We start from the raw sequence: 21,662 nt of genomic DNA on the forward strand, positions 1-21,662 counted from the left end.
GTGATCTCTGTGGTACCACTACCTCCACCCACTCCAGTGATAACTGCCCCTGATGAAGAGGTACTTATAGAAAATCCGTCTGCCACTGTCAAATTAACTGCCTCATCAAAGCTTACCTTCAGCTCGTCTGCCGCTGCATTCTCTACCACAGCGCTCGCAAAAGAAGGGCCAGTTCCGTCCACGTTGTTTGTTACTCCACTTGGGCCAAAGCTTGCTAATGGTGTTGGATCGTCGTCTGCAGCATCTCCAGTGCCATTATCGTAAGATATAGTCACAATATCCCCCTCGGCAACAGGGCCAGAAAGTGTAAAAGTAATGTCGACCCCACTTGCAGAAACAGAATTAATTGTAGGCGAACCCGATACGCCAGAAATAGTCCAGCCGTCACCATCCGTTTCTACCATATTATCATCAAAAGTAACCACGACGTCGGAAGCCGAAGCGTTCTCCACCACAGCACTTACAAAAAGGGGAGCCTGTGCTCTGGTACTAAATGAGGAGAAAAAAATAAAACAGACAAAAAATAGTGGGCTAATATTAACGTATAACTTTCTCATAATGAATGAGTTTAAATCTCTTTGTAAATCTAGCAAAAAAGTGAAATTCAATAATGGAATTGTACTATTATTTTCTCAATACTCCATTTCTATTGGTTTTGATGAATCCAATAAGTGTATTGGCATTATTGTCAAGCGCAATCGTGCCAAGCAGGCCAATGCCGCCATCCGGAAGTTCAGAAACAGCCGCACCAGTCTCATCCCCCAATGATCCAAATTGATATGCTGGAAAACCGCTCCCGCCGTTTCCAAACCCTATATCCAATACGCCGAAAGGATCTAATTTACATAGGAGCATTTGGAGCCCATTGCTTAAATTGATGACCCCACTTCCAACAATCAGGAAATCGCCTGTTACGTTGCGGGAGATATCCTCCACAGTTACTCCTGCCAAGTCGTCGAAAATATTGTCAGCAACAATATTTGCCGAGGACGAACTAGTAATAAATCTTAAAAAAAACGGTTTGGTTAGCGTGGAATTGACACCTACCGAGTTACCAATCAGGTAAAACTCACTATCAGAGATCTTCCTCACTCGAACCGCCACCTCATTGAGTTCATCAAGACCAAGCAGGCCAAGCAAAGCCGGATTTGGTGCCTGAGTAGTATTTGTTTCAAAGTCATAAACAGCCAAATTCCCATTTGACACCCCACCCTCTCCATCTATAGGTTGATTAGTGTTAACTATCATCAATGCCCTATTTCCATTTTGCGTCGGTACCAACGAAATGCCCTCGTCAGAAACATCGACATAGCCGTCCGCCTTTGTCCAGATGACCTCCTCTACATTAAATCCCAATTTGACCATCAAAGCTTCCTTCGAATTGCCCGTTCCAGTAGAGCCTACTACTAAAAAGCCATCACTCACCTCTACAATATCATTAGCGACCTCTACTTGTGTACTGTTATTGAACCATGGCGTACCGATCAAATTACCATCAGCATCCACCTTTGCAACAAACATATCACTCTGTCCACTATACTCAATAGTTCCTGCCATCACAAAGCCCCCTGCAGTAGCCTTAATAATTCTTTTTGGCTTACATACCACGCTCTCCCCCCCCGTGTCAGGGAAATAAGATCGAATGGAATTAATTTGATTACCTGCCTTATCAGCAAAAATCAAAACGAAATCAGTGTTGCTCTCTCCTCTTTCACCAACTATTTCCTGGCTGTTGCTCGCTGCGAAAATGACGTAACGAAGATCTCCATCATCATCCACCAAAAAATCAGCCGCCTCGTCACTTTTTGCGCCTCCATAGTACTTAATAAATATCCTATCTGGTTCTGGAAGGCTGGATTGGTCTGGAGTACAACCGAACACAAAGACTCCCAACAGCATCAAGTCTAATAATCTTCTCTTCATCATCGGTAGTTCAGCTTATTTTTTTATTTTTCTGGGGTTATAAATTGACCTTTGGTAGCCGAAAGTGGCCATCAGTCCATTCAAACTAAAGTTGCTATCTACGTAGCCAAGTAAATACAAGGTTTCTAAACTTCCAGCAAAACGGTTGTCGTCGTTAGCTAAATTAGCCAACCCATATATGTATTTAGCTTCCAAGAAAAAAAAATGGGTCTTTAGTCTAATCTTGGCTCCTAAACCGATCATGGCAGAGTAGTTAAACTTGTTCCTTTGCTCAAGAGCAACTAAATCCACTGATCCAACCGTTACGCTTGCACCTTCATTGGATCGTTCAGGGCTACCAAGTTTACCACTGAGTATATAGCCCAAAGACCCACCAGCAAGCACATATGGATTCCATTTGTTGTCGCCGTCCCCGTAGTAGGTATACTTCAAAAACAAAGGGACTTCAAGCCATGACTCGGTTTCCACCATTGTCATTTTATTAACAGCATAAACCAACTCTTTCTCAATAGAAAAACCACGACTTAGAAAGGAGATGCCTGTTCCAACATCAACGCCGGGATATACCTCCTTCTCCAGCAAAGCCGAACCTCCCAAACCGATCCCAGGAGATGCCGTTACATTATCGAATTCCAGGTTTCCGGGACCAAATTCTGTAAGCTCTCTATATGTCGACTGGTTGCCGGAAATAGCTACACTGACCCTAAAAATAGGTTTATAGAGAAATTTCTCCTTCAGTAAAATTATTTCGTTGGGGTCAGTCGAGGGGTCAAGCTTATGCTCAGGGTCGACTGTTAAAAGCTTAGCCATCCAAGTGTCTGCACTTTCCTGATCATCCTGGTAGAGGTAAACCAAAGTGATCAACTTATGTGCTTGAACTGACTGTTCCGGAGAAAAACTCTTCGAGTCTATGCAACCTTTTAAATCCTCCGGAATTCCTGGTAGATTTCCAATATCAAACCTCGCTTGCGCATTTGCCAGCTTCTGAGTACACTCCGCCGTTTGAGCATATGCATCAGTTATGGCTGAAAAAATACTCGTTACTGTTACGCATAGACAACAAAAACTAATTTTTCGGTTCATACTATTTGTCTTCAACCCCACTTGGATAATCTATACATGTAATTTCATACTCGATATCACCTCCTACATATTGATTCCACTCCGTTTGATACATATTTCTATCAACATCGGGACAAAGCTTCGAAGCTATTTCATCCGGCCGGGTGGGCCACACCCTCACAAAATTATCAAAGGATGCTGTTGCCAATTTGTGTCCATCAGGAGAGAACGAAACAGAGTTAACATATTTCCCATGATCCCTCAAAGTAATGGGCAAGTCAAAGATGTCTTTCATCACCCAAAGCTTAGCAGTACCATCCCAGCCAGCAGAAGCTAGCAGGGTATTCAAGTTATTGAAGTGTAAATCTGCAACTTTACTTTCGTGACCATTTAACTCTGCCAGGGTCTTCTTTGCAATGATATCCTGGATTGTAATCTTACCAGCCAAATCTCCAAAGGCCAGGTATTGCCCATTTCCGCTAAATGCAAGCGACGTTACTGGAGACTCTGTTCGCACATTAAGCGTAGCAAGCAGACTATTGTTAGACAAATCGTAGAGCAGTATACTGCCATCAGCACTACCAGCAGCAAGTACCTTACCGTCTGGGCTAATTGCTATTTTTTCGACTTTACTGCCAGGTGTAGCTATTGGAGAAAAAGTAGCAAAATCGCTTTTTTTGATACTTCCATCAACTCCAACTGACACAAAACCACTGGCGTCTGGAAAGAACACCAGGTCGTTCACTATACCATTGTGTCCCTTCAAAAATTTAGGGCTATCCGGGTTCCGAAGGTCTATCAGTTGAATGTTGTTATCTGGCGCATCGTTACCAACGGCCACATACCTCTCATCGGGGCTAACAGCGACCACCCTGTTGACTGACGAGTTGGGCCTAGGAAGTAAATCTACCCCCTCCCTTCTATCATTGGTCATATCCCATCGCAAAACCCTTCCATCAGCACCTGCTGAATACATGATTTTTCCGTCCTTGCTAAAGACCACTGATCTTACACCAGCAGTATGGCCAGCCCACTTCACTACATCTTCACCCTCCTCTCCTTTCCATGCGTTGTACAGACCTTCATAAATATCACCGTTGTAGGGTTTATCGCTGTATTCTCTGAAAAAGTTAAAGGCTTGCATGGCAATCAGCGTCTTCAATGTGGTGTCCTTTACCTGAGCGGTCTTAATAGCCATAGACTGGGCAATGGCCTGGTAACGAAGTTTTTCAGCGTTTTGTCTCGCTTCGTCCGCTTGTATTCTGGCAGCTGTGGCAAGGTCTTTTTGCTCGTTGGCAATCTCTGCTTGCTTTACGGCTTCGTCTTGTGCAATCTCTGCATCCTTTCTGGCCGCATCGGCCGCCAGAGTAGCAGCCTCAGCAAATCTTCGTTGCTGATCCGCCTGATTTTTCTGCTCTATTGCATCTTTTGTCGCAGCTTCAGCCTTTATTCTCTGCTCGTTGGCCTCTTTTGCGGACTTCTGGGCTGCCTCCGATTGGATTTGAGCCTCATCGGCGTTTTTCTGTGCTAATTCAGCCTGTTGTTCGGCTATGACGGTCTGTTTGGTCGCCTCAGCCGCCAAAATAAACGCATAAATCATCATGAAAATACACACAAGCGCAGCACCAGCCAGCACAAGTGCAAAGATCCTGGACCGGCGTATCTGCCTCTTCTGGAGAAGCTCTTTGTTTCTTTGCTCGGTTTCGTAGGCACGCTTGCTCGTTTCAAGAAAAACAATCGTACGCTCATAAGCTGTGTTGTACCTTTGACCCCACACCAGCGTAGGTCTGTTTTCCTCCTGCCAGTTAAGGGCCAGTTGCAAATCGGGCATTTTCCAAAGACCGGCCCGCCCTTCCTGATACCTTCCCGCCGACTCCGACAGCTTGAGGTACATTTCAGCCGACCTGCTTTCTTCATCCAGCCACGACTTCAGCCTCGTCCAGATGCGCATCAAGCTTTCGTGAGAAATGTCAATTACAGTCTCAGATTCCAGCTGTTTGCCATGAGGCGGCATCAGCAAAGACCTGCCTGGTTCACGGAATTTATCGACCACCCGGTACACCTCGTCCTCGGTTACGCCAGCAATGGACGCAATGACGCTCAGCTTGGTAGGCCTTCTAATGCCCTGATTTTCTGATCCCCGTTCGGTGAGTGCCTTGAACATGGTCTCGCATATCTGCTTCTCCCTTTTGGAGAGCATGTCGTAGGCCTCGTTGGCATGCTGCGACAGCGCCTCTTTCAGCGTACCAATAGCATTATAATGCCGGATGTCCATTGACTCGGCTTCCTTGTGATTATCGGCCCAGAATGACCAGGTTCGCATCAGGGAGTGCTGAAGGATGGGTAACTGATCGGGGTTGTCTCCCACGTCGTTTAACAGCTGTTGTACCAAACGAGGTGCGATGGTACCTCCACCTACCGCCACCGGGCCTTCAATCGCCAGTCTCTTCTGATCCCTGGTCATTTGCGGGATGAGGTAGTGGCTGTCGTTGATCATTTGTGTGAGCTCCGGAAAAACTGCGCACTCACCTATGAAGTCGGACCGCATGGTGATGGTGACATAAATAGGCTCATCGAACTGATGAACTGCTTCCATCAGCAAGTTCACGAATGCAGAAGACTCGTCCTGAGACGAAGTCATACTTTCAGTCTTCTTATAGCGGAAGAGTTCTTCAAACTGATCGACAAGGATCAGGATGTTCTCATCTTCCGATTTTTTTAGTTGCTTAACCGCCTCAACTAGTCCGAGAGAACTACTCCTGAGCACTGTAGCGGTAATCGTCTTCCTTATCAGCCGTTCCTCTTCTTCCAGCCCTGCGTATTCATCGTCTTTTTCCACCAGCGACTCTGCCAGGTTGTCGATCGGCCCCCCGCCCGGTCGCAACACCACAATTTTCCAGTTGGAGCCTGCCTGTGTCATGAATCCCCCGTAGAGCGTTGGAATCAGTCCACAATACATCAACGACGACTTACCACTTCCCGATGATCCCAACACTGCCGAGAACCTGTTCTCTGCCAGCTTTACAAGGACTTCATCACTCTGGCCCTCACGGCCAAAGAAAAGATGGGATTCTTCCACACCGAATGGCCTAAGGCCAGGGAATGGATTGAACAAGGTAGTGGTGCTACCTCTTGAAATAGTGCCAGACGAAACCTGATCAGGTCTTCCGTCGGACTCGTTGGGGTCAAGGTTGCTAGCGCTCATAATTTACTTTTCAATTTTCTCCAGGAATGGTTTTAAAGAATCGGCTTTGAATTCGCCGTTACCGGTTAAAATCAGGGTGCCTTCTTCTTTAAACTCCTCAGCCTTCACTTTGGCCTCCCCTGCCACATAAATTGCTTTTGCCTTTAAGGGCTTAATTCTGCCAAACCCGGGTGCTTTCAAAAGATCCTGAAGCTTGGCTTTTATCCAGTGATGATTGGCTTTTCCGAAATAAATCAGCGAAGCATCACAGCGTCTCAAGTTTTCCTGATGCAGGTATCGCAAATCGATCAGGTCACCATCAAAAAGGGACGTCATCACCTCGCATCCTTTGGCAGTCAGCGCCTTAGCAATGGGCTGAGCCGCCTCGGCGTCAGATTTATCGCAAATCAGGTAGATCATTTTCCCGCCTTTGCTCTCTTCCTCCTCCCTTGCGTAATGATCCCTTGTTTTGAACCTTCCGCCGGTAAGCAGTTCCTCCCTTACAATGGATTTTAGCTCTTGCAGTGTAATTTGAAGAACCTCGGCTTCTTCCACTGCAGCGGCATCAGACTTTAAGTCCTCAATAAAAATCTTTTGCCTCTCCGACACATTGACCATGTCGGGTGAAAGCCAAATCAATCTTGAAAAAGGCTCTCTATTGGCACTTTTACTATTGTGCTCGATTACCTTCAGCACATATTCCGAGGCTATCTTATTCTGCATATCTACGATTGACAGATCAGAGCCCTTCGGCTTATAACCATAGTCCTCCCCAATCAGGTGAATCGACAAACGGCACTTTTCCAAATCCGCCTTTACCATGGCCTCCAGGAGTTTGGATTCCTTAGGGAGAGACTGTTCAGGCAGCACCCTGTAACCATGGCGCAACAATTCCCTTTTGATAATGTCTCGTTGAATCAGAATATCTACACCTGTGCTAGCCAGGTAAACTGTGCGTTCTTTCGGAACCGTATCTTTTGCAATCTTCTTTGTGGATCCAATTTTTTCGAGGATCTGGTAAATATCGTACGACATATCTACCAATTTCAGCCAGTAACTTCTCTCTGCCTCCGAGCCAAAATACCGGGTGTACTCCTGCGCCTCACCAGTCATTGGATCGATTTGAAACAGGTCGTACGGTAAAATTTCCTCGTAATTGGGAAGGACACTGTCAATCTCGACCGGGTGTTTCAACACCTTGAACATCCTTGACTTCCCCGCAAGACTTAGGTTCTTTTCATCAATGGCCTTATCGCCAAAGTGAGTAATGCCTTTTATCAGTTTGGCGTCTGCCTTGAAGTTATTTGACAGTATGGCAATCAAAACAGCTGCCTTTTCGATTTCCTCCGGGTGCTGCTGATTTTCGTCAATCATTCTCACATGAGGCTCCTCCTTCATTATTTGTGTAAGAAGTGTGGTGAGGAACTTACAAAAGCTCGTCACCCAGCCTCTGTCGCCCGCTATCCTTGGATGGTTATCTTCTGAGGAAAAACTAATTATAATTTCTTTTCCAACTGCCATTTTTTTCAGGTCAAAATCTCATATTCCTTTTAAAAACTCGATAAATATTGTCCTACTATTGACTAAAAAGCAACAGTCTTTCTTCATCCATCACCTCATCTTCTGCCTCGATCTGGTCAGAGTCTTTCACTGACAAAAGTGTTGCCTCAACCATCTCAATGTTTTTGCTCATTAAATCGAACAGCGCCTCCATTGAAATAGTCAAAAAGATCGCCTCGCTGGTCGTTGTATAGTTGTATTCAAATTGGTCTGTCTCAACCAATTTATTGAAACCGATCACATCTCTACTGCCCAGTGTTCTCTCACGCCCATTGTCGTCTTGTTCAAGCACACTGCCCTTTACAATAATGTAAATTGGTGCATTGCCATTATCTCCTTTATTGATGAAGGTTACCCCTTCCCTCATTCTTACTTCTTCTGAGGCGTCTACCACGTCCGTTAACACTGAGCCAGGGATCGTTTTGAATAAATCCAATCCTTTCACAAACACGGCCTTCTCAATGAGCAGCATCTTCATGTGCAGGTCCTCCTCTGTCTCAACAAATGTTGGCGGCACTATGGCCCTGTCCAGGTCTTTCTTAACACCCGGGCGTATTCTTCTGGTGTGACGCTGATACTCTGCCTTGTCCTTTTGATAAATGATCCAGGCAGATGTTTGAAGAATGAGCTTATCCGGGTTGAAAAGATTGGCAATAAGATCTGCTGAAACTTTTGTTTCATCCATCATGGACAACCTGTACAATGCCACTGCCTTGGTCCACCTGTTTATGTGATTATAATCCCTGTTGACTATGGAAAGGAGCAAGTCCTCATAACCTCTAAAAGTCTCAGGTGCATAGAAGTCATTGAGCTGGCTCAACCTGTCCTGGGGCTTGAGTTCGTCGAAAACCGGAAATAACTTTGGCTTCAATTCATCCTCCAGGATAATATCGAGCATTTCGACTGCGAACGTTACGCTTTCACTGGTGCCTACATTGATATTCTCTTTGACAAGCTCCACAGCCTGAGAGTCGTAGATAAGCGCCAAAAGCATATAAATATCATCATAGTTTTGGGCGTTCTCCTCTTCCATCGCCTGAACGAGCAATTGGTCGGTTTCATTTTCAGTTGGAATTTCAGTGAGCACTTTAATATTCCAGGCCAAGTCACCAATTTCAGCCTCGATCTGAATCTTGATTCGTGCCGCCTGAAAGTCTTTGGCGTGGTAGCCAATATAGCTTAGCGATAACAAGATTTCTGAAACGATGGCTTTATCAGGGAAGTCAATCTTTTTCCAGAGGCGTTCAACCCCCTCGGGGCCGCCTATTCGTCCAAGAATCTGCACAACTCTGAACATTGTACTGCCTTGCTGCCCGGTTTTGTAAAAAGCGGTATCCACGGTATGCAAGGTCGCTTCCCCCCCGGCCGTCAACGCAGCCTTGGCAACATTAGAATAAATAGGCACATGAAGGTTCTCAATCAAAATGGGCCAAAGCTCCGGCCACTTATTAATTCCGGCACTAGCAATGGCTGCTGTCCTTACATTAACATTGATGTCTCTGGCAAGCTCCACGAGCAAGGGGATATACTTTTCTTCGTCTAGTTTTGCCAACACCTGAGCTGCGAATACCCGATCATCCTTGTCAACAGACCTAACAAGTTTTCTGATACTGACCTCGTTCAGTTTGTAGTCTTCAGCCAACTGCAGGAACGCAATTACTTCTATCGCCAGGTTCCTTATTTGCTCTTCTTGCTCATAGGAAGCCAGTTTTTTGATTTCTGCCAGCTTCTCAAAGTTGTTTACCTGCCTGCACTTGGCATAAGCATATTTACGAACCTCGGGATGAGGGCTCTTGAGCGTTTCCACCAGAATCTTTCTGAATTCTATCGGTTCCAACTTCTCAAATAACTTCATCGACAGAATAATACTCTCTGCATTGTGCTCATCGAACTCCCGCTGAAGCACGTTCACCGTACTATTCTCATTCTTCTTCCCTTTGGATCCAAGTGCCTCCTTTTGCCTTGTTAAAGTAATTTTCAATGTTCCCTTATACTCATCGTAGAGTTTCACGGCTACGTATATGACACCAACTGCCAAAAAGATGATGATGTACGAAAAGTGAATCAATTTGAAGAAACTCAGCAAACCCAGACCAATCAATGCGGCACCTGAGATGAGTGCAGCAAATTCATTCACTACACCTTCAACCCTGGATTGAATATCAAACCGGATTTTAATATCCAGAGGCAAGAAGAAAATCTTGAAGGCCGGGTTTTCCAAAGCGTCTTTCAGGGAGGCAGTCAAAAGTCTGGCTAGTCCGGTAAAAAGAAAGAACAAGATGTATTCTTCGTTTTTTACTTCGAAACCAAAAATATGCCCCGATACGATGGCCCCTATTGTTAGTCCGGCGAGTACAATAGGCATTACCATAAGCGATACTTTCAGTCCAAATTTACCTATGATAAGATCGTTGAGAAAGCTCTGAATAATGAAGCTAATAACGATGATCGACCCGTCGTAGAACGACAAAAAGTTGGAGAGTTCCGTTTCGTTCGGGTACATAACGTTCACCGACTCATAAAAGCTGTATTCAACAAATACGTTGGCTGACGCCGAAAAAATCAAAAACATTGACAACAGCCCCAGGTACTTGCTTTTGAATAGGTCGGAATAGCTGGTATTTGGCCTCTCCCTGGAAACCTTTTTGGTCGCACCATCAAGGTTGTAATTTTTAACTATAAGAAGAGTAAAAATAAAAATACCGAAGGCACCGGCAATGGAAATAAACAACAAATCAGTTGTATCATTTATCAACTGTAGTCTCCTTAACCCTGGAATTGAAAAGAAAGCAAGACAAGTCGCCAGAAGCTGACCTGTATCAATCCCTCCCATTATTCTCTTGGAGGCTCTCAGATTGAACATTCTGCCAAAGACACCCCAAAAAGTCAGCAGTGTAACTGCAGTTATGGGGCCCATCATCACAAAGAAGGCAAAGCTGATCCAGGGACTATCGTAAAACTCATATGTTCCTCTCAGTAAGGTAACATACGCCAGGATCAAGAAGGTATTGGTAATGGCGAGACTCGAGAAATTAATATTGCGTTGGAGGGAAACAAAGACAATGGTACTTACGATGCCTAAGAACCCACCAGTAAAAAAGGCGATTCCCAACAAACCCTCTCCCATTCGGCTGATAAACAGCGTTTCTGCGCCTACAGTATAGGTAGCCAGGAAGATGCCCATAAAAAAGCCCTTGCCAAGGAGTAGCCACATTTGCTTCTCCTCGCCCGGCTCACCTCCTAAAAATTTTAAGAAAGCTTGCAGCACGAATCAGTATAGTTAGGTTGACATTTCCGGCACACAGAGTACACCAGAATATTGCCAAAGTACCAAAAAAAATTGTCTTTAGAAAGCTTACAATGAATTAGATGCAGGCTCACAAGCAGCGTCAAAAAAATAGCCGGCAAATACAGTTACAATTGTACTTAAAATTTCATTAATCATCAACTTAACATGAAAAAATAGCAGATTTTACTGCAACACCTATTTGGTGGTGGTAGTAGAATCGGTTTTGTCAGAGGGGATGACACCTTTCGACTGCAGGTACGCTTTGTTCAGCCCTTTAATTACCTCATCGGTAATGTCGAGTCGCTTATCGGCATAAAGAACGCCACTCCCCTTCGTATATGTTAACACAAGGTGGTATTTGTTACTTCCGCTAAACTCAGACAGGTAGCCGCTCACAGCATTATACAGTTGTTCGTTGAGCTTGGTCTCTTCTTCAACCAACTGCTGTCCCAGTGTTTGCTGATACTGATAGAGGTTTTGTTGTTTAACAGTGAGTTCCTCCTCCTTGGCCCTGGCCTGGTTCATCGTCATGTTCTGGGCGCTGTTCTGGAAGTTCTGTATTTCTCTCTGGAGGCCCTCCGCCCGATTCCTGTACTCAGACTCCAACTTCGCTCTCTTTTTTTCGAGGTCACTGCTGATATCCTTGAAATATTCATATTTACTCAGCAGCGTGTCTGAGTTGACATAGGCAATCGAAAGATCTCCACTGATTCTGTCAATGGAAGAATCAAGACTAGCTACCTCAGGTTCTGAAGATGCATTCTTATTGCTAAGCACCAGATAAAACAACACAGCAACTGCTGCCAAAAGGACGACACTAAGTACAGTGGATAGATTTTTCACGCTCTAGTTTTGATTAAGAAGCGGCAAATATATAGAAACTATTTGAACAGCAATGGTTAATGCAATGAGATAATATCGTCGCTGGCGTCTTCTTCCTTTTTAGTCGAATTTGTGAATCTTATCTGAAGGCTCGGAGGTATTTGAACCTTATCTGGCACAGCACCGGGAATCCCAACGCTATCAACCGGTGGGTCTGCCCCGGCGTTCTCATCATGTTGAATGGCCTGGTTTGCCGTTAATGCTTCTTCCGTAACATTTTTGTTTCTGAAATGAATGGCGCAAAAAAGCCCCGATAAGCCACCAAATAGATGTGACTCCCAGCTTATCTGGTCTGAAAAAGGAAAAATCCCTGCGAAAAGGCCGTGGTAAAGAAAAACAACGATCATGCTTACAGCCAACGACCTCGCATCCCGCTTGATAAGCCCAAAAAAGAAAAGGAAGGAAACCAACCCGTAAATAATACCGCTGGCACCGATATGAAAAGCCGGGCGGGCTGTTGTCCAAACCCAAAAGCCGGTAGACAGGTACACGATAACAAAAACCTCGAAGGCTATCTTTCTAAAAAAGAAAAAAAGCCCTACGCCAAGGATCGCAAGAGGAAACGTATTGGAGAGCAGGTGCTGAATATCGCCGTGGATAAACGGGGACGTAACAATCCCCAGAGAGCCTTTTAAAGTCCTGGGGTATATGCCAAGAAAAGACAGGTCAACTGAAGTTGCGTACTCCCATGACTTGATACACCACAGCACCCCTACAAAAGCAAGTGTGATGAAAACGCTTTCTCTGAAAAGCTTGCGCTCGTTCATTATTGAATTAAGCTATTTTCTGGCAAAATTGTAAGCTTGGGTCAAAAGTAAATATCCTGTGCAAGCCTTAAAGTATTGGCGTGCGCCTCCACAATGTCAGTGATTTTTTCAGAATAACCACCTCCCATGGTCACCACCACGGGGAGCCCACATTCTTTGCAAAGCTGCAAGACCAACTGATCTCTTTCTTTGCATCCTGATTGACTCAAGGCTAGTCTACCCAGCTTGTCGGTGGCCAGCACATCAACACCAGCCTGATAAAATGCGAAGTCAGGCTGAAAGTCATCCAAAATGCTTCTAAGGTTCGCCTCAAGTAGTTTAAGGTACAGCTTATCGTCAGTACCGTCCGCCAGCCCAATATCGAGGCTCGACTGCTCCTTTCTGGCAGGATAGTTTCTTGCACCATGCATGCTCAGCGTAAACACCTGTTTGTTTCCGGTAAATATTTGAGCGGTTCCATTGCCCTGATGAACATCCAGATCGATCATCAGGATTTTTGAGGCAAGGGAATTAGCCAGCAGATCGCTGGCTGCAATGGCCATGTCGTTCAACAGACAGAAACCTTCTCCCCTATCGGTAAAGGCATGGTGTGTGCCTCCCGCAATATTGAATGACACACCGTGCTTCAACGCATGTTGACAGCACTCAACAGTGCCAGCAGCAATGTTTACTTCTCGCTCAATAAGCGACTCAGTGTGCGGAAAACCAGTTTTTCTTACTTCTGCAGGCGAAAGACTCAGGCTGCTTAACCTCCGCCAGTAGTCGGCGTCGTGCGTCCGAAGGATTTGTTTGTTTGAGAGGTGCCCGGGGATGAACAACTGACTTTCTTTGATAGTCCCCTCGTAAATGAGTTGTTCCGGAAGCAGCTCATATTTCACCATCGGAAACCTGTGCTTGTAAGGTAGCGGATGGTTGTACGCCTTTGACCAGGCCACTCGAAGCATGCCGCCTTTTTTTTAATTAGTCGTCGCTTTCATCCGACTCGAAGCTGTAGAGGGTGGGATCAAGCCTGAGCTGACCGGAGTTAAAGTCGCTGATAAACTTTTCAACCACCGCTGGAGTAACTTTATCTACATTGAGGCAGACATCGATTCCCACACGGGCTTCAAGCTCCTCGTCCAGCTCCATGTGCTCTTTCACCTTTACTGACTCCTCCTCTTCGAGATCAAGCATTGTCTCAGTTATGAAAATGCCTATTTCTTCTTCAAGTTTTGCCGGCAACACGCCTTCACGAATCTCTATTCCTTTGTTGACCAAATCCCTGTACTCCGGGAATCTCTTCATGGCTTGCTTTTCAGCTTCATCATACAACTCACTTTCGTGATGTAGCTGTAAAGTATACAAGGCAGCATCAAACAACATTTCGGCACCGTTGTGTTTGCCTACAAAAAGAAACTCGAGGTAGTCGTCCGAGTTGTCGTCGGTTTCGTTGATCACATAAGTGGAATCAAGCGCTTTCATCTCTTCCTTCACCTTCCCAATGCTCTTTTCGTCAAACTCAAATTCACTTATTCTCATATCATTTTACTTTGCTTGTGCTGCGGCCTTTTTTCCTGAGCTGTGTATTGTAGTCTAACAAAAACGCCAGTGATATTTCAACGTTCCGGTTTGAGCCTTCAAAATTCTCTTTGTACTTATTAAGCCCAAAGAAGTTATCTTCCTTTTCCCCGATATTGGTGTGCCCCATATTGTATCTGAAATCGAGTTGCACAATTTGATCCTCCAGCACTGGAAACTCAAAACCACCTCCAAAACTGAGTCCCACCTGTAGTCTGTTGGCGTTTGGCACTTCTATGATACCATTTGCGATTGGATAGTCTCTTTCATCCGGGCGTGGGGAATCATATTTTGTGAAATCATAATGGTAATTCACCGTACCCACCTTCCCCTCATCCAGTTCGGATGACGATATCTGACCATTTCCATACACCCAATAGCTTAGGGCGGGGCCAGCATTCACGTACCATTTGAGCGACCCCATTTGAAAAGTGCCCCTGAACATAGCTGGCATATCGATATTATGGAATCGTGTTACGTTTTTCACGTAGTCCAAACCTCTTTTCTGAATAGTCCTCCCTTTTGTGGAATAATACAATTCTCCATGGAACGACCACACAGTCGACTTTGAAGCAGAATAGTTGAACACCCACCCGCCACTAAACCCTGGTCTCCAAACGGTCTCGTAGTCCCGGGTATATTGCTTCTCGTCGAAATGCATAGTGGAGAGGTTGATCCCAACCTTTGGCCCGGTCAATATCTGCCCTTTTGCCAGGTAACTGCTTAAAAATAAAGTAACTAGAATAACAAATGAGGTTCTTGTCATAGAAAACCCTGAAGGCGATTTATTCAATTATCCGAAATTTAGGGTTTAAAAACAGATTTTTACTCTCAAATTAAAAAAATCTAATTTGAAGTTGAAATTTTACTATAAGAATAAATCTCGCTAGCTTGCGTTAAAAGTGAGTTCTATTCTTTAGGAATTGCCTTTTTTAGGCCGGTTCTGTAAAGATTATTATAAGCAGTAAATTAATTTTGATAAATTTCGATTTCTGTTTTCTATCTGCTTTTGACCCGCTACTGAGAACTGGTTTAAAAGAATAGTAATATTATCCAATAGCGTTGACATGAGAAAACGTATACTTTGGCTTTTTCTGAGTTTTTTACCCTTTCTATCAGAAGCCCAGCAAGTACCTGTTTATAGCCAGTTCTTCATGAATCCCTACCTCTACAACCCTGCTTTTGCGGGTATTGAAGGACATACTGTTGTGTATTTTATGCACCGGCAACAATGGGTTGGCATTGAAGGAGCCCCTCAATATTCCCACGTGGTTTTTCATACTCCTTTAAAAAACCGACTCGCACTGGGAGGTGAAATTAGTACAGACAGGCAAGGGCCGTTGACGGATAATTCATTCAGAGTAACTGGCGGCTACCTGCTGCCTCTCGACAGGAAACACTATTTGAGGTTCGGTCTTTCGTTAGGTGCGGGAAACAATGCGGTGGATTTGGACGCCATTGGCAACAGTTCTGACCCTGCGTTGGTTAACCTGCTCGATAATAATTTTTATATGAGGAGCGACTTTGGTGTCACCTATCACTTTGGCAAGTTCAATGCCGGTTTTTCATTACCAAGCCTCATCTCGCACGACGTTCTCAGTGAAAAAACGTTGAGCCCGGTCAGAGTTACGCCCATCGACAATATATTATTTAAGGCCAATTATCGTCAAAGTCTTTTTGACGATGCCCTTGCCTGGGAGCCGCACTTATTATACAAATATTCCGGAGTCGGCAATAGCCAGTACGAAGTCACCAACATCTTTCACATCAAGCACCTTGTGTGGGTAGGCGCTTCGTATCGGCAAGATGCCGGTTTTGTGGGACTGGCGGGCATAAAAATAGCCGAGCGTCTGGCGGTTGGCTATGCTTATGATTTGCCTTCTTCTGACCTGGCAACTTTCTCCACCGGATCTCATGAAATACACCTGGGGCTTCACCTGGGCACCAGAAAAGAGCACGCTGAGCATGTTTCTTCCTTCATAAAGAGCCATTCGAAGTCAAAAGCGGAAAGAGATGAAGAAGCAGCCAGACAATTAGCGCTTGAAGAGGCGAGGAAAAAACGTGAGGAAGAAAGGCTACAGGCGTTGAACAATACTAAGCCGGAAGAGAAGAAGAGTGCGCTGCTGGCTGACGACACGCCTGAAAAACCTGTAGAGGAAAAGAAGCCCGCAGGAGCCTCTTCATGGCAATACGTTTCTGAAAACAATGGTGCACCCATTTCAAGAACAAATGCTGCCGGACAGGACGAAGAAGGTGTGACACTGACCAGGACGAACGCCCAGGGAAACAAGGAGTTTATTGTCAGCTTTATTCCTGAAGCGAAGTTTGGGTCAGAAGAAGCATGGTCGCTGGTAAATAATGCAGGAGCTGCGCAGGAGCGAGTGAATGCCAATGGACAAAAGGAGGTTGGTGTACTTTGGCGTGTGAAGCACGAAGATGGCACCATAGAAGACAAAATTATTTGGTCCCCAGTTTATACCTCCGAAGCCGATATGAAGGCTGGGATGGTCGCCTCTGGCGTTGACATGACTACTGGCCAAAACCCAGATGCCGCTCATAATTTTGCGCTGACAAGTAGCCGCTCAACTATGCCCGAAAGAACGGTTAACGGTGAAAGGCAGGTAGGCTTTGTATTCAAAAATACTTTGGCAGACGGAACGGTTGAGGAAACTACTGTGTGGGTGCCTGCTCCCGATCCAAATACTGGCGAAAGGTGGGAGTTGGCTGATCCTAACGAGAAGCCTGCGGTGAGAGTTGGACCTAATGGAGAGAAAGAACTTGGCGTAATTCTCAAGCGAATCCACCCCGACGGCACTGAGGACTTGATGGTAGAATATGAACCGGTGGTGAAAAAAGAAGCACCTAAGCCCACTCCTGACGTTGCCGCCGCACCAAAAACAACCAATTGGATTTATGTTTCCGAAAACGAGGGAGCTCCTATAGAAAGAGAAGTTAACGGCGTAAAAGAAGAGGGTATAACACTCTCCCGACAAAACGCCCAGGGAAACACTGAGTATACAGTAAGCTTTATTCCTGTTGCTGACTTCAATTCTGAAGAAAGATGGTCGCTTGTTAACTCCATTGACAACGTGGAAGAGCGAACTGCTCCAAATGGACAGAAAGAAGTCGGTTTGAAATGGCGGGTTTCAGGGCCGGGTCTTCCATCAAAGGTGTCTACTGTATGGTCTCCTGCTTATTCGAGTGAAGCGCTCCTTAAAGAAGATCTAAGGAAGCAAGGTGTGAGAATTGGTGTGCAGGGAAGAAAAGAGGAGACAGACCCGAACAACAACTTCAACCTTGTAAGCAACACTGGTAGCAAGCCGACAAGAACGATTAAAGGAGAAGATCAGGTTGGCTATTTGTTCAGGAACACTCTCCCTAATGGTGATGTGGAGGAATCCACGATTTGGGTACCTGCACCGGACAAAACCACCGGCGAGCAATGGGAAATTGCAGAGGAAGGAGAAAAACCTTTGGTTAGGATAGGAAGCTCAGGGCAGAAAGAAATGGGCTTCACTGTCAAGAAAATACATGCCGATGGAAGCCAGGAGTTGCTTGTTCAATATGAGCCGGTGACAAGAGTAAATGCTGCTCCCCGGAATGTTGAAAACATTGAAACTGTGCCTGTGGCCACTCCGACTACGCCAACACCACGAAGTGGCAGAAACCTTCTGGAAATGGCCCCTGGCAATTATGTGATAGTTGGGGCGTTTGCCAATTTCGACAACGCCCAAAACTATAGCGACACCTTATTGGATGAGGGTTATTTTACTCAGGTAGGCTATCACTCACCCAAAAACTTGTACTATGTGCAGATTTACAGTTCGCAAAGTTTGCCACAAGCTGAAAAAGAAAGAGACAGGTTGAGAAAGAGTCCCACACTAAGTAAGGCATGGGTATATACCGTTAAATGATAATGAAGATGATTAACAGCCATTTTAAATTGTCGTCTAACCCCATCAGGTGGACATCAAAACAAGCTTTGAGTTCAGGGAAATTTTATCGTAGTGTCAGAAATCAGAGAATGGATATGAGGCGGATTGGGTTAACGATTGTCGGTTTGCTGTTCTTTGCTTTCAACGTGATGGCCCAGCGGCCTTTTATAACAAATCTGGATAAAACTACGGCGGCGGCAGGCGACAAACTCACTATTTCGGGTATTAATTTCCCAACCTCCGCAGCTAACATCAAGGTGCGGTTTGGCGCCGGTGTCGGCACTGTCACCTACGCCTCAACAAATTTACTTGAGGTGACCATCCCTGGCAATGCAACCTTTGGCAATGTATCGGTGACCAATCTTACCAACGGCCTCATCGGCTATTCTTCCGAATTCTTCACATTGAGTTTTGGCGGCACTTCATTTCTTTCTGCCGCTATCGATGGCGCTGTTGGTTTTGCGGCCGATCAAAATGGAACCTACGATCTTTGTGCTTGTGATTTTGACGGAGATGGGGTGATTGACGCAGCAACTTCACATTTCAACGATCAGGCATCGAGAGTGCCTGTTTACCGGAATACAAGCTCAATCACTACTACTACATTCACCAAACTCAATCTACCCTCCCTACTCATTAACGAAGCAACTTTGAGTATTACTTGTGGCGATTTGGATGGCGACGGAAGGCCAGACTTGCTGGCCACCAGAGCGATTGCCGGTGTAACTCCGGGTGATATAGTATTTGCCTTCCGAAACACAAGTACACCGGGAGCCATTAGCTTTTCGTCCCCTATCTCGCTCACCCTTCCGCCGGACCCCGCTGGCAACCGAAAGAACGTTAGCCGTGTTTCTATTATTGACCTTGACGGGGATGGAAAACCAGAGGTAATTGTTTCCAACCAGGTTGATAATCAAATAGATGCATTCAAAAACACATCTACTGTCGGCACGCTCAGCTTTGCCGCTCAGCCCGCACAATTCAGTATCGGTGTCAGTCGGTCGTTCGGATTAGATGTGAAGGACTTAAACAATGATGGATTTCCTGAAATTGTAGCTTGCGCACTTCAACAGCCCAACATCTTTGTGCTGCCCAATATTAGTAGTGCCGGCACCATCGCCTTTGGCCCATCGGTCACGCTGCCAGTTTCAGGCAACCTTGCCAACCTTGTGGTTGGCGACTTAAATGGAGACGGACTAAATGACATCTCCACTACTCAAATTGGTAACAATTCAGTGTCTGTCATCCTTAACCAAACCAGCGAAGTAGGCGGCGCTATCTCCTTCGGTGCTGCGAGTTCATTTAGTGTCTCGTCCGGCGCCTGGGGGCTTGACCTTGGCGACCTGAATGGTGACGGCAAGCTTGATCTGCTGGTAGCGAGCACCACTAGTAACAATATGACCGTCCTTGCCAATACGTCGACGACCGGCCTCACTTTTGAGCGGTTTAATATACCTGCTGGAAGCGCAACCAGAAACGTAAAGATCGCCGACGTAAATGCCGACGGCAAGCCAGACTTGCTGGCGGCGGGTATTACGAATAACGAACTGATTGTTATTGCCAACAGAAATTGTATTTTGCCAACAATAACTCCAAGCAGCGCCACCGTTTGTACCGGCACTGATTTCACTGTAGAGGCAACAAAAAGCATAGGACATACTTATACATGGGAAACCGCTTCCAGTGCCTCCGGGCCCTTTACAGCTCAGGCAGAGACCTCTTCATCTCTCAACCTGTCAAGCCTGCCTGAAGGCAGCCTCTTCATTAGAGTCAATATCAAGTCGAACGACGGAGCGTGTGACGCCAATTCGGCCAACTCTTCGCAACTGCTCGTAAGCGGCCCCCCCCCCACTCCACCTGGAGTTGTTGACCCTTCTCCAATTTGCGCCGGAGAAACACTGCAAATTGATGGTACAATTGCCGGAGCTAAATCCTACCAATGGACCGGGCCCGACGGATTCGCATCCACAGAAGCAGTTTTAAGTGTCGCTAACTTTCAACCTGCCAAGGCCGGAATCTACACCCTTCGTTATGTAACCGCATCGGACTGCCTGAGCCCCCCTACGCAGCTAAGAGCTGAGATAAAAAGCCTTCCACCGGTGGCCGTCAGATTCGACGGCAACGGACTTTTCTGCGAGGATGCTACAGTAGCTCTTTCAGCCGCTTCCTATACGGGCTATAACTACCAATGGGTGGCTGACGGAGCGGATATCGCCAGTCAAACTACTACATCACTTTCAGCAAGCGCAAGTGGGAACTATGCCATAAAAATTTCGGATGCGGCAACTGGTTGTGCTGCTACAAGTGTGGCCGTGGCGCTCACCAAAAAGGCACTTCCAGCAAGTCAGTTTACGGCAGTGGATGCCATTTGCGTGAATGTGGATACCGAATTTACTGCCGAATCTACCGGGGAAGCCGGCCTCACGCTTAACTACGCCTGGGATTTTACAAGTGACGGAACAACAGACAACACTAACGCTAATGCAACAAATACCTTCGCAACAGCAGGGACAACCATTGTAAACCTGACAACTGGCTATGATGAAATTGCCGGGTGCGTCAGTTCAGCCACAAAATCAATTGAAGTAAGAGCCTTGCCTGTTGTAGCCATCGAAACGCCAGACGGAGTCGAGAAATGTCCCGAAAATGAAGTGATTCTTGAAGTGGCCGACAACTTTGTGTCCTACGCATGGAGTACCTCAGAAACTGGGAATGCTATTAGCGTAATAGATCCAGGAACCTACACTCTGACAATTATTGATGATGCCCAGTGTATCATCAACAGCACAGTGGACATAGTAAACTTCGATACCTCAAACTCTATAACGGCTGTGTCGAACAGATCCGTCATAGATGAATTTGACACTACTCAGTTCAATGTTACTGGAGCCTCGGAGATACTTGACTGGACGCCGATAACCGGCATGGATGACCCAACTATCAGCAATCCGATTGTAACAGGTACTTATGAGTTTGGCGATGTTTTGAATGCATCCAACCAAAGAGAATACCTCTACGTGGTAACAGCCCTTGATGGCAATGGTTGTGAGGTGCAGGCCAGCATTCCTTTATTCATAATACCCGACGAGTCTCCCCAGCCAATGAAATCCTTCTCGCCCAATGGAGATGGTATAGATGACCTTTGGAGCGTCGAAAATGTCGAATTCAACCAGGACTGTAAAGTGGTGATCTACGACCGCCGGGGTCGTGCCATTCTGGAGAAGAAACCATACAATAACGATTGGGCCGGCAGGGTCAATGGAAATGAGGTGGAACAGGGTGTTTACTACTACGTTTTCATCTGCGACGACGCCACCAGAAGTCAAAACGGGAGCATTTTGCTATTTAGATGACAACACAGCCAGCTCAGTGATATTTAACTTTTATGTGTATATTCGACGGTTAAATTACCCTTTCAATCACCTGCAAGTGTATATGCCTTACGCATATAAGAATTATCACATTTTTTCTTCAAAAAATTATTTTCACTTCTTTTGCTCTTA

At 45.7% G+C, this 21,662-nt stretch carries 13 protein-coding genes; 2 read left to right on the forward strand and 11 right to left on the reverse strand.

Annotated elements, in window-relative coordinates; all coding sequences use genetic code 11:
• From RIG68_RS28395 to RIG68_RS28445, 11 genes are all read right to left on the reverse strand, one after another.
• A partial coding sequence (locus tag RIG68_RS28395; protein ID WP_350130364.1) for a SwmB domain-containing protein occupies positions 1–557 on the reverse strand: 557 nt, incomplete at its 3' end.
• Positions 558–624: 67 nt separating this feature from the next.
• Positions 625–1,926, reverse strand: coding sequence for a hypothetical protein (locus RIG68_RS28400; RefSeq protein ID WP_350130366.1), 1,302 nt, complete (start codon positions 1,924–1,926; stop codon positions 625–627).
• Positions 1,927–1,938: 12 nt separating this feature from the next.
• Positions 1,939–2,733, reverse strand: a complete 795-nt coding sequence (locus RIG68_RS28405; protein WP_350130367.1) for a porin family protein — start codon at positions 2,731–2,733, stop codon at positions 1,939–1,941.
• 274 nt (positions 2,734–3,007) lie between these two features.
• Positions 3,008–6,190, reverse strand: coding sequence for an nSTAND1 domain-containing NTPase (locus tag RIG68_RS28410; protein ID WP_350130369.1), 3,183 nt, complete (start codon positions 6,188–6,190; stop codon positions 3,008–3,010).
• Between the two features lie 3 nt (positions 6,191–6,193).
• The gene (locus RIG68_RS28415; protein WP_350130371.1) at positions 6,194–7,690 is read right to left on the reverse strand and encodes a DUF4062 domain-containing protein; all 1,497 of its coding nucleotides are present in this window, start codon (positions 7,688–7,690) and stop codon (positions 6,194–6,196) included.
• A 55-nt stretch (positions 7,691–7,745) separates the two neighbouring features.
• Positions 7,746–10,997, reverse strand: coding sequence for a HEAT repeat domain-containing protein (locus RIG68_RS28420; protein ID WP_350123488.1), 3,252 nt, complete (start codon positions 10,995–10,997; stop codon positions 7,746–7,748).
• A gap of 216 nt (positions 10,998–11,213) precedes the next feature.
• Positions 11,214–11,861 carry an OmpH/Skp family outer membrane protein gene (locus tag RIG68_RS28425; RefSeq protein ID WP_350130373.1) on the reverse strand — a complete coding sequence of 216 codons (648 nt, stop codon included), beginning with the start codon at positions 11,859–11,861 and terminating at the stop codon, positions 11,214–11,216.
• A gap of 56 nt (positions 11,862–11,917) precedes the next feature.
• On the reverse strand, positions 11,918–12,667 hold the full coding sequence (locus RIG68_RS28430; protein ID WP_350130375.1) for a rhomboid family intramembrane serine protease: 750 nt from the start codon (positions 12,665–12,667) through the stop codon (positions 11,918–11,920).
• Positions 12,668–12,708: 41 nt separating this feature from the next.
• The gene (locus RIG68_RS28435) at positions 12,709–13,611 is read right to left on the reverse strand and encodes a histone deacetylase family protein (protein ID WP_350130377.1); all 903 of its coding nucleotides are present in this window, start codon (positions 13,609–13,611) and stop codon (positions 12,709–12,711) included.
• A gap of 16 nt (positions 13,612–13,627) precedes the next feature.
• Complete coding sequence (locus RIG68_RS28440) at positions 13,628–14,185, reverse strand: hypothetical protein (RefSeq protein ID WP_151998681.1); 558 nt, start codon at positions 14,183–14,185, stop codon at positions 13,628–13,630.
• Between the two features lies 1 nt (position 14,186).
• Positions 14,187–14,990, reverse strand: coding sequence for a porin family protein (locus tag RIG68_RS28445; protein ID WP_151998682.1), 804 nt, complete (start codon positions 14,988–14,990; stop codon positions 14,187–14,189).
• Positions 14,991–15,291: 301 nt separating this feature from the next.
• Between RIG68_RS28445 and RIG68_RS28450 the strand changes: the two genes are divergently transcribed.
• A complete protein-coding gene (locus RIG68_RS28450; protein ID WP_350130379.1) occupies positions 15,292–18,138 on the forward strand; it encodes a PorP/SprF family type IX secretion system membrane protein in 2,847 nt (948 codons plus the stop codon).
• A 110-nt stretch (positions 18,139–18,248) separates the two neighbouring features.
• On the forward strand, positions 18,249–21,512 hold the full coding sequence (locus RIG68_RS28455; RefSeq protein WP_350130380.1) for an FG-GAP-like repeat-containing protein: 3,264 nt from the start codon (positions 18,249–18,251) through the stop codon (positions 21,510–21,512).
• The last annotated feature ends 150 nt before the right edge of the window (positions 21,513–21,662 follow it).

Source organism: Imperialibacter sp., assembly GCF_040222385.1.
Taxonomy (GTDB): domain Bacteria; phylum Bacteroidota; class Bacteroidia; order Cytophagales; family Cyclobacteriaceae; genus Imperialibacter.

What these genes read in the sequence shown, in the direction of transcription:
- RIG68_RS28400 (WP_350130366.1), bottom strand. Translation starts at nt 1,926, where the DNA reads ATGATGAAGAGAAGATTATTAGACTTGATGCTGTTGGGAGTCTTTGTG.
- RIG68_RS28405 (WP_350130367.1), bottom strand. Translation starts at nt 2,733, where the DNA reads ATGGCTAAGCTTTTAACAGTCGACCCTGAGCATAAGCTTGACCCCTCG.
- RIG68_RS28410 (WP_350130369.1), bottom strand. Translation starts at nt 6,190, where the DNA reads ATGAGCGCTAGCAACCTTGACCCCAACGAGTCCGACGGAAGACCTGAT.
- RIG68_RS28415 (WP_350130371.1), bottom strand. Translation starts at nt 7,690, where the DNA reads ATGGCAGTTGGAAAAGAAATTATAATTAGTTTTTCCTCAGAAGATAAC.
- RIG68_RS28430 (WP_350130375.1), bottom strand. Translation starts at nt 12,667, where the DNA reads ATGAACGAGCGCAAGCTTTTCAGAGAAAGCGTTTTCATCACACTTGCT.
- RIG68_RS28435 (WP_350130377.1), bottom strand. Translation starts at nt 13,611, where the DNA reads ATGCTTCGAGTGGCCTGGTCAAAGGCGTACAACCATCCGCTACCTTAC.
- RIG68_RS28440 (WP_151998681.1), bottom strand. Translation starts at nt 14,185, where the DNA reads ATGAGAATAAGTGAATTTGAGTTTGACGAAAAGAGCATTGGGAAGGTG.
- RIG68_RS28445 (WP_151998682.1), bottom strand. Translation starts at nt 14,990, where the DNA reads ATGACAAGAACCTCATTTGTTATTCTAGTTACTTTATTTTTAAGCAGT.
- RIG68_RS28450 (WP_350130379.1), top strand. Translation starts at nt 15,292, where the DNA reads ATGAGAAAACGTATACTTTGGCTTTTTCTGAGTTTTTTACCCTTTCTA.
- RIG68_RS28455 (WP_350130380.1), top strand. Translation starts at nt 18,249, where the DNA reads ATGGATATGAGGCGGATTGGGTTAACGATTGTCGGTTTGCTGTTCTTT.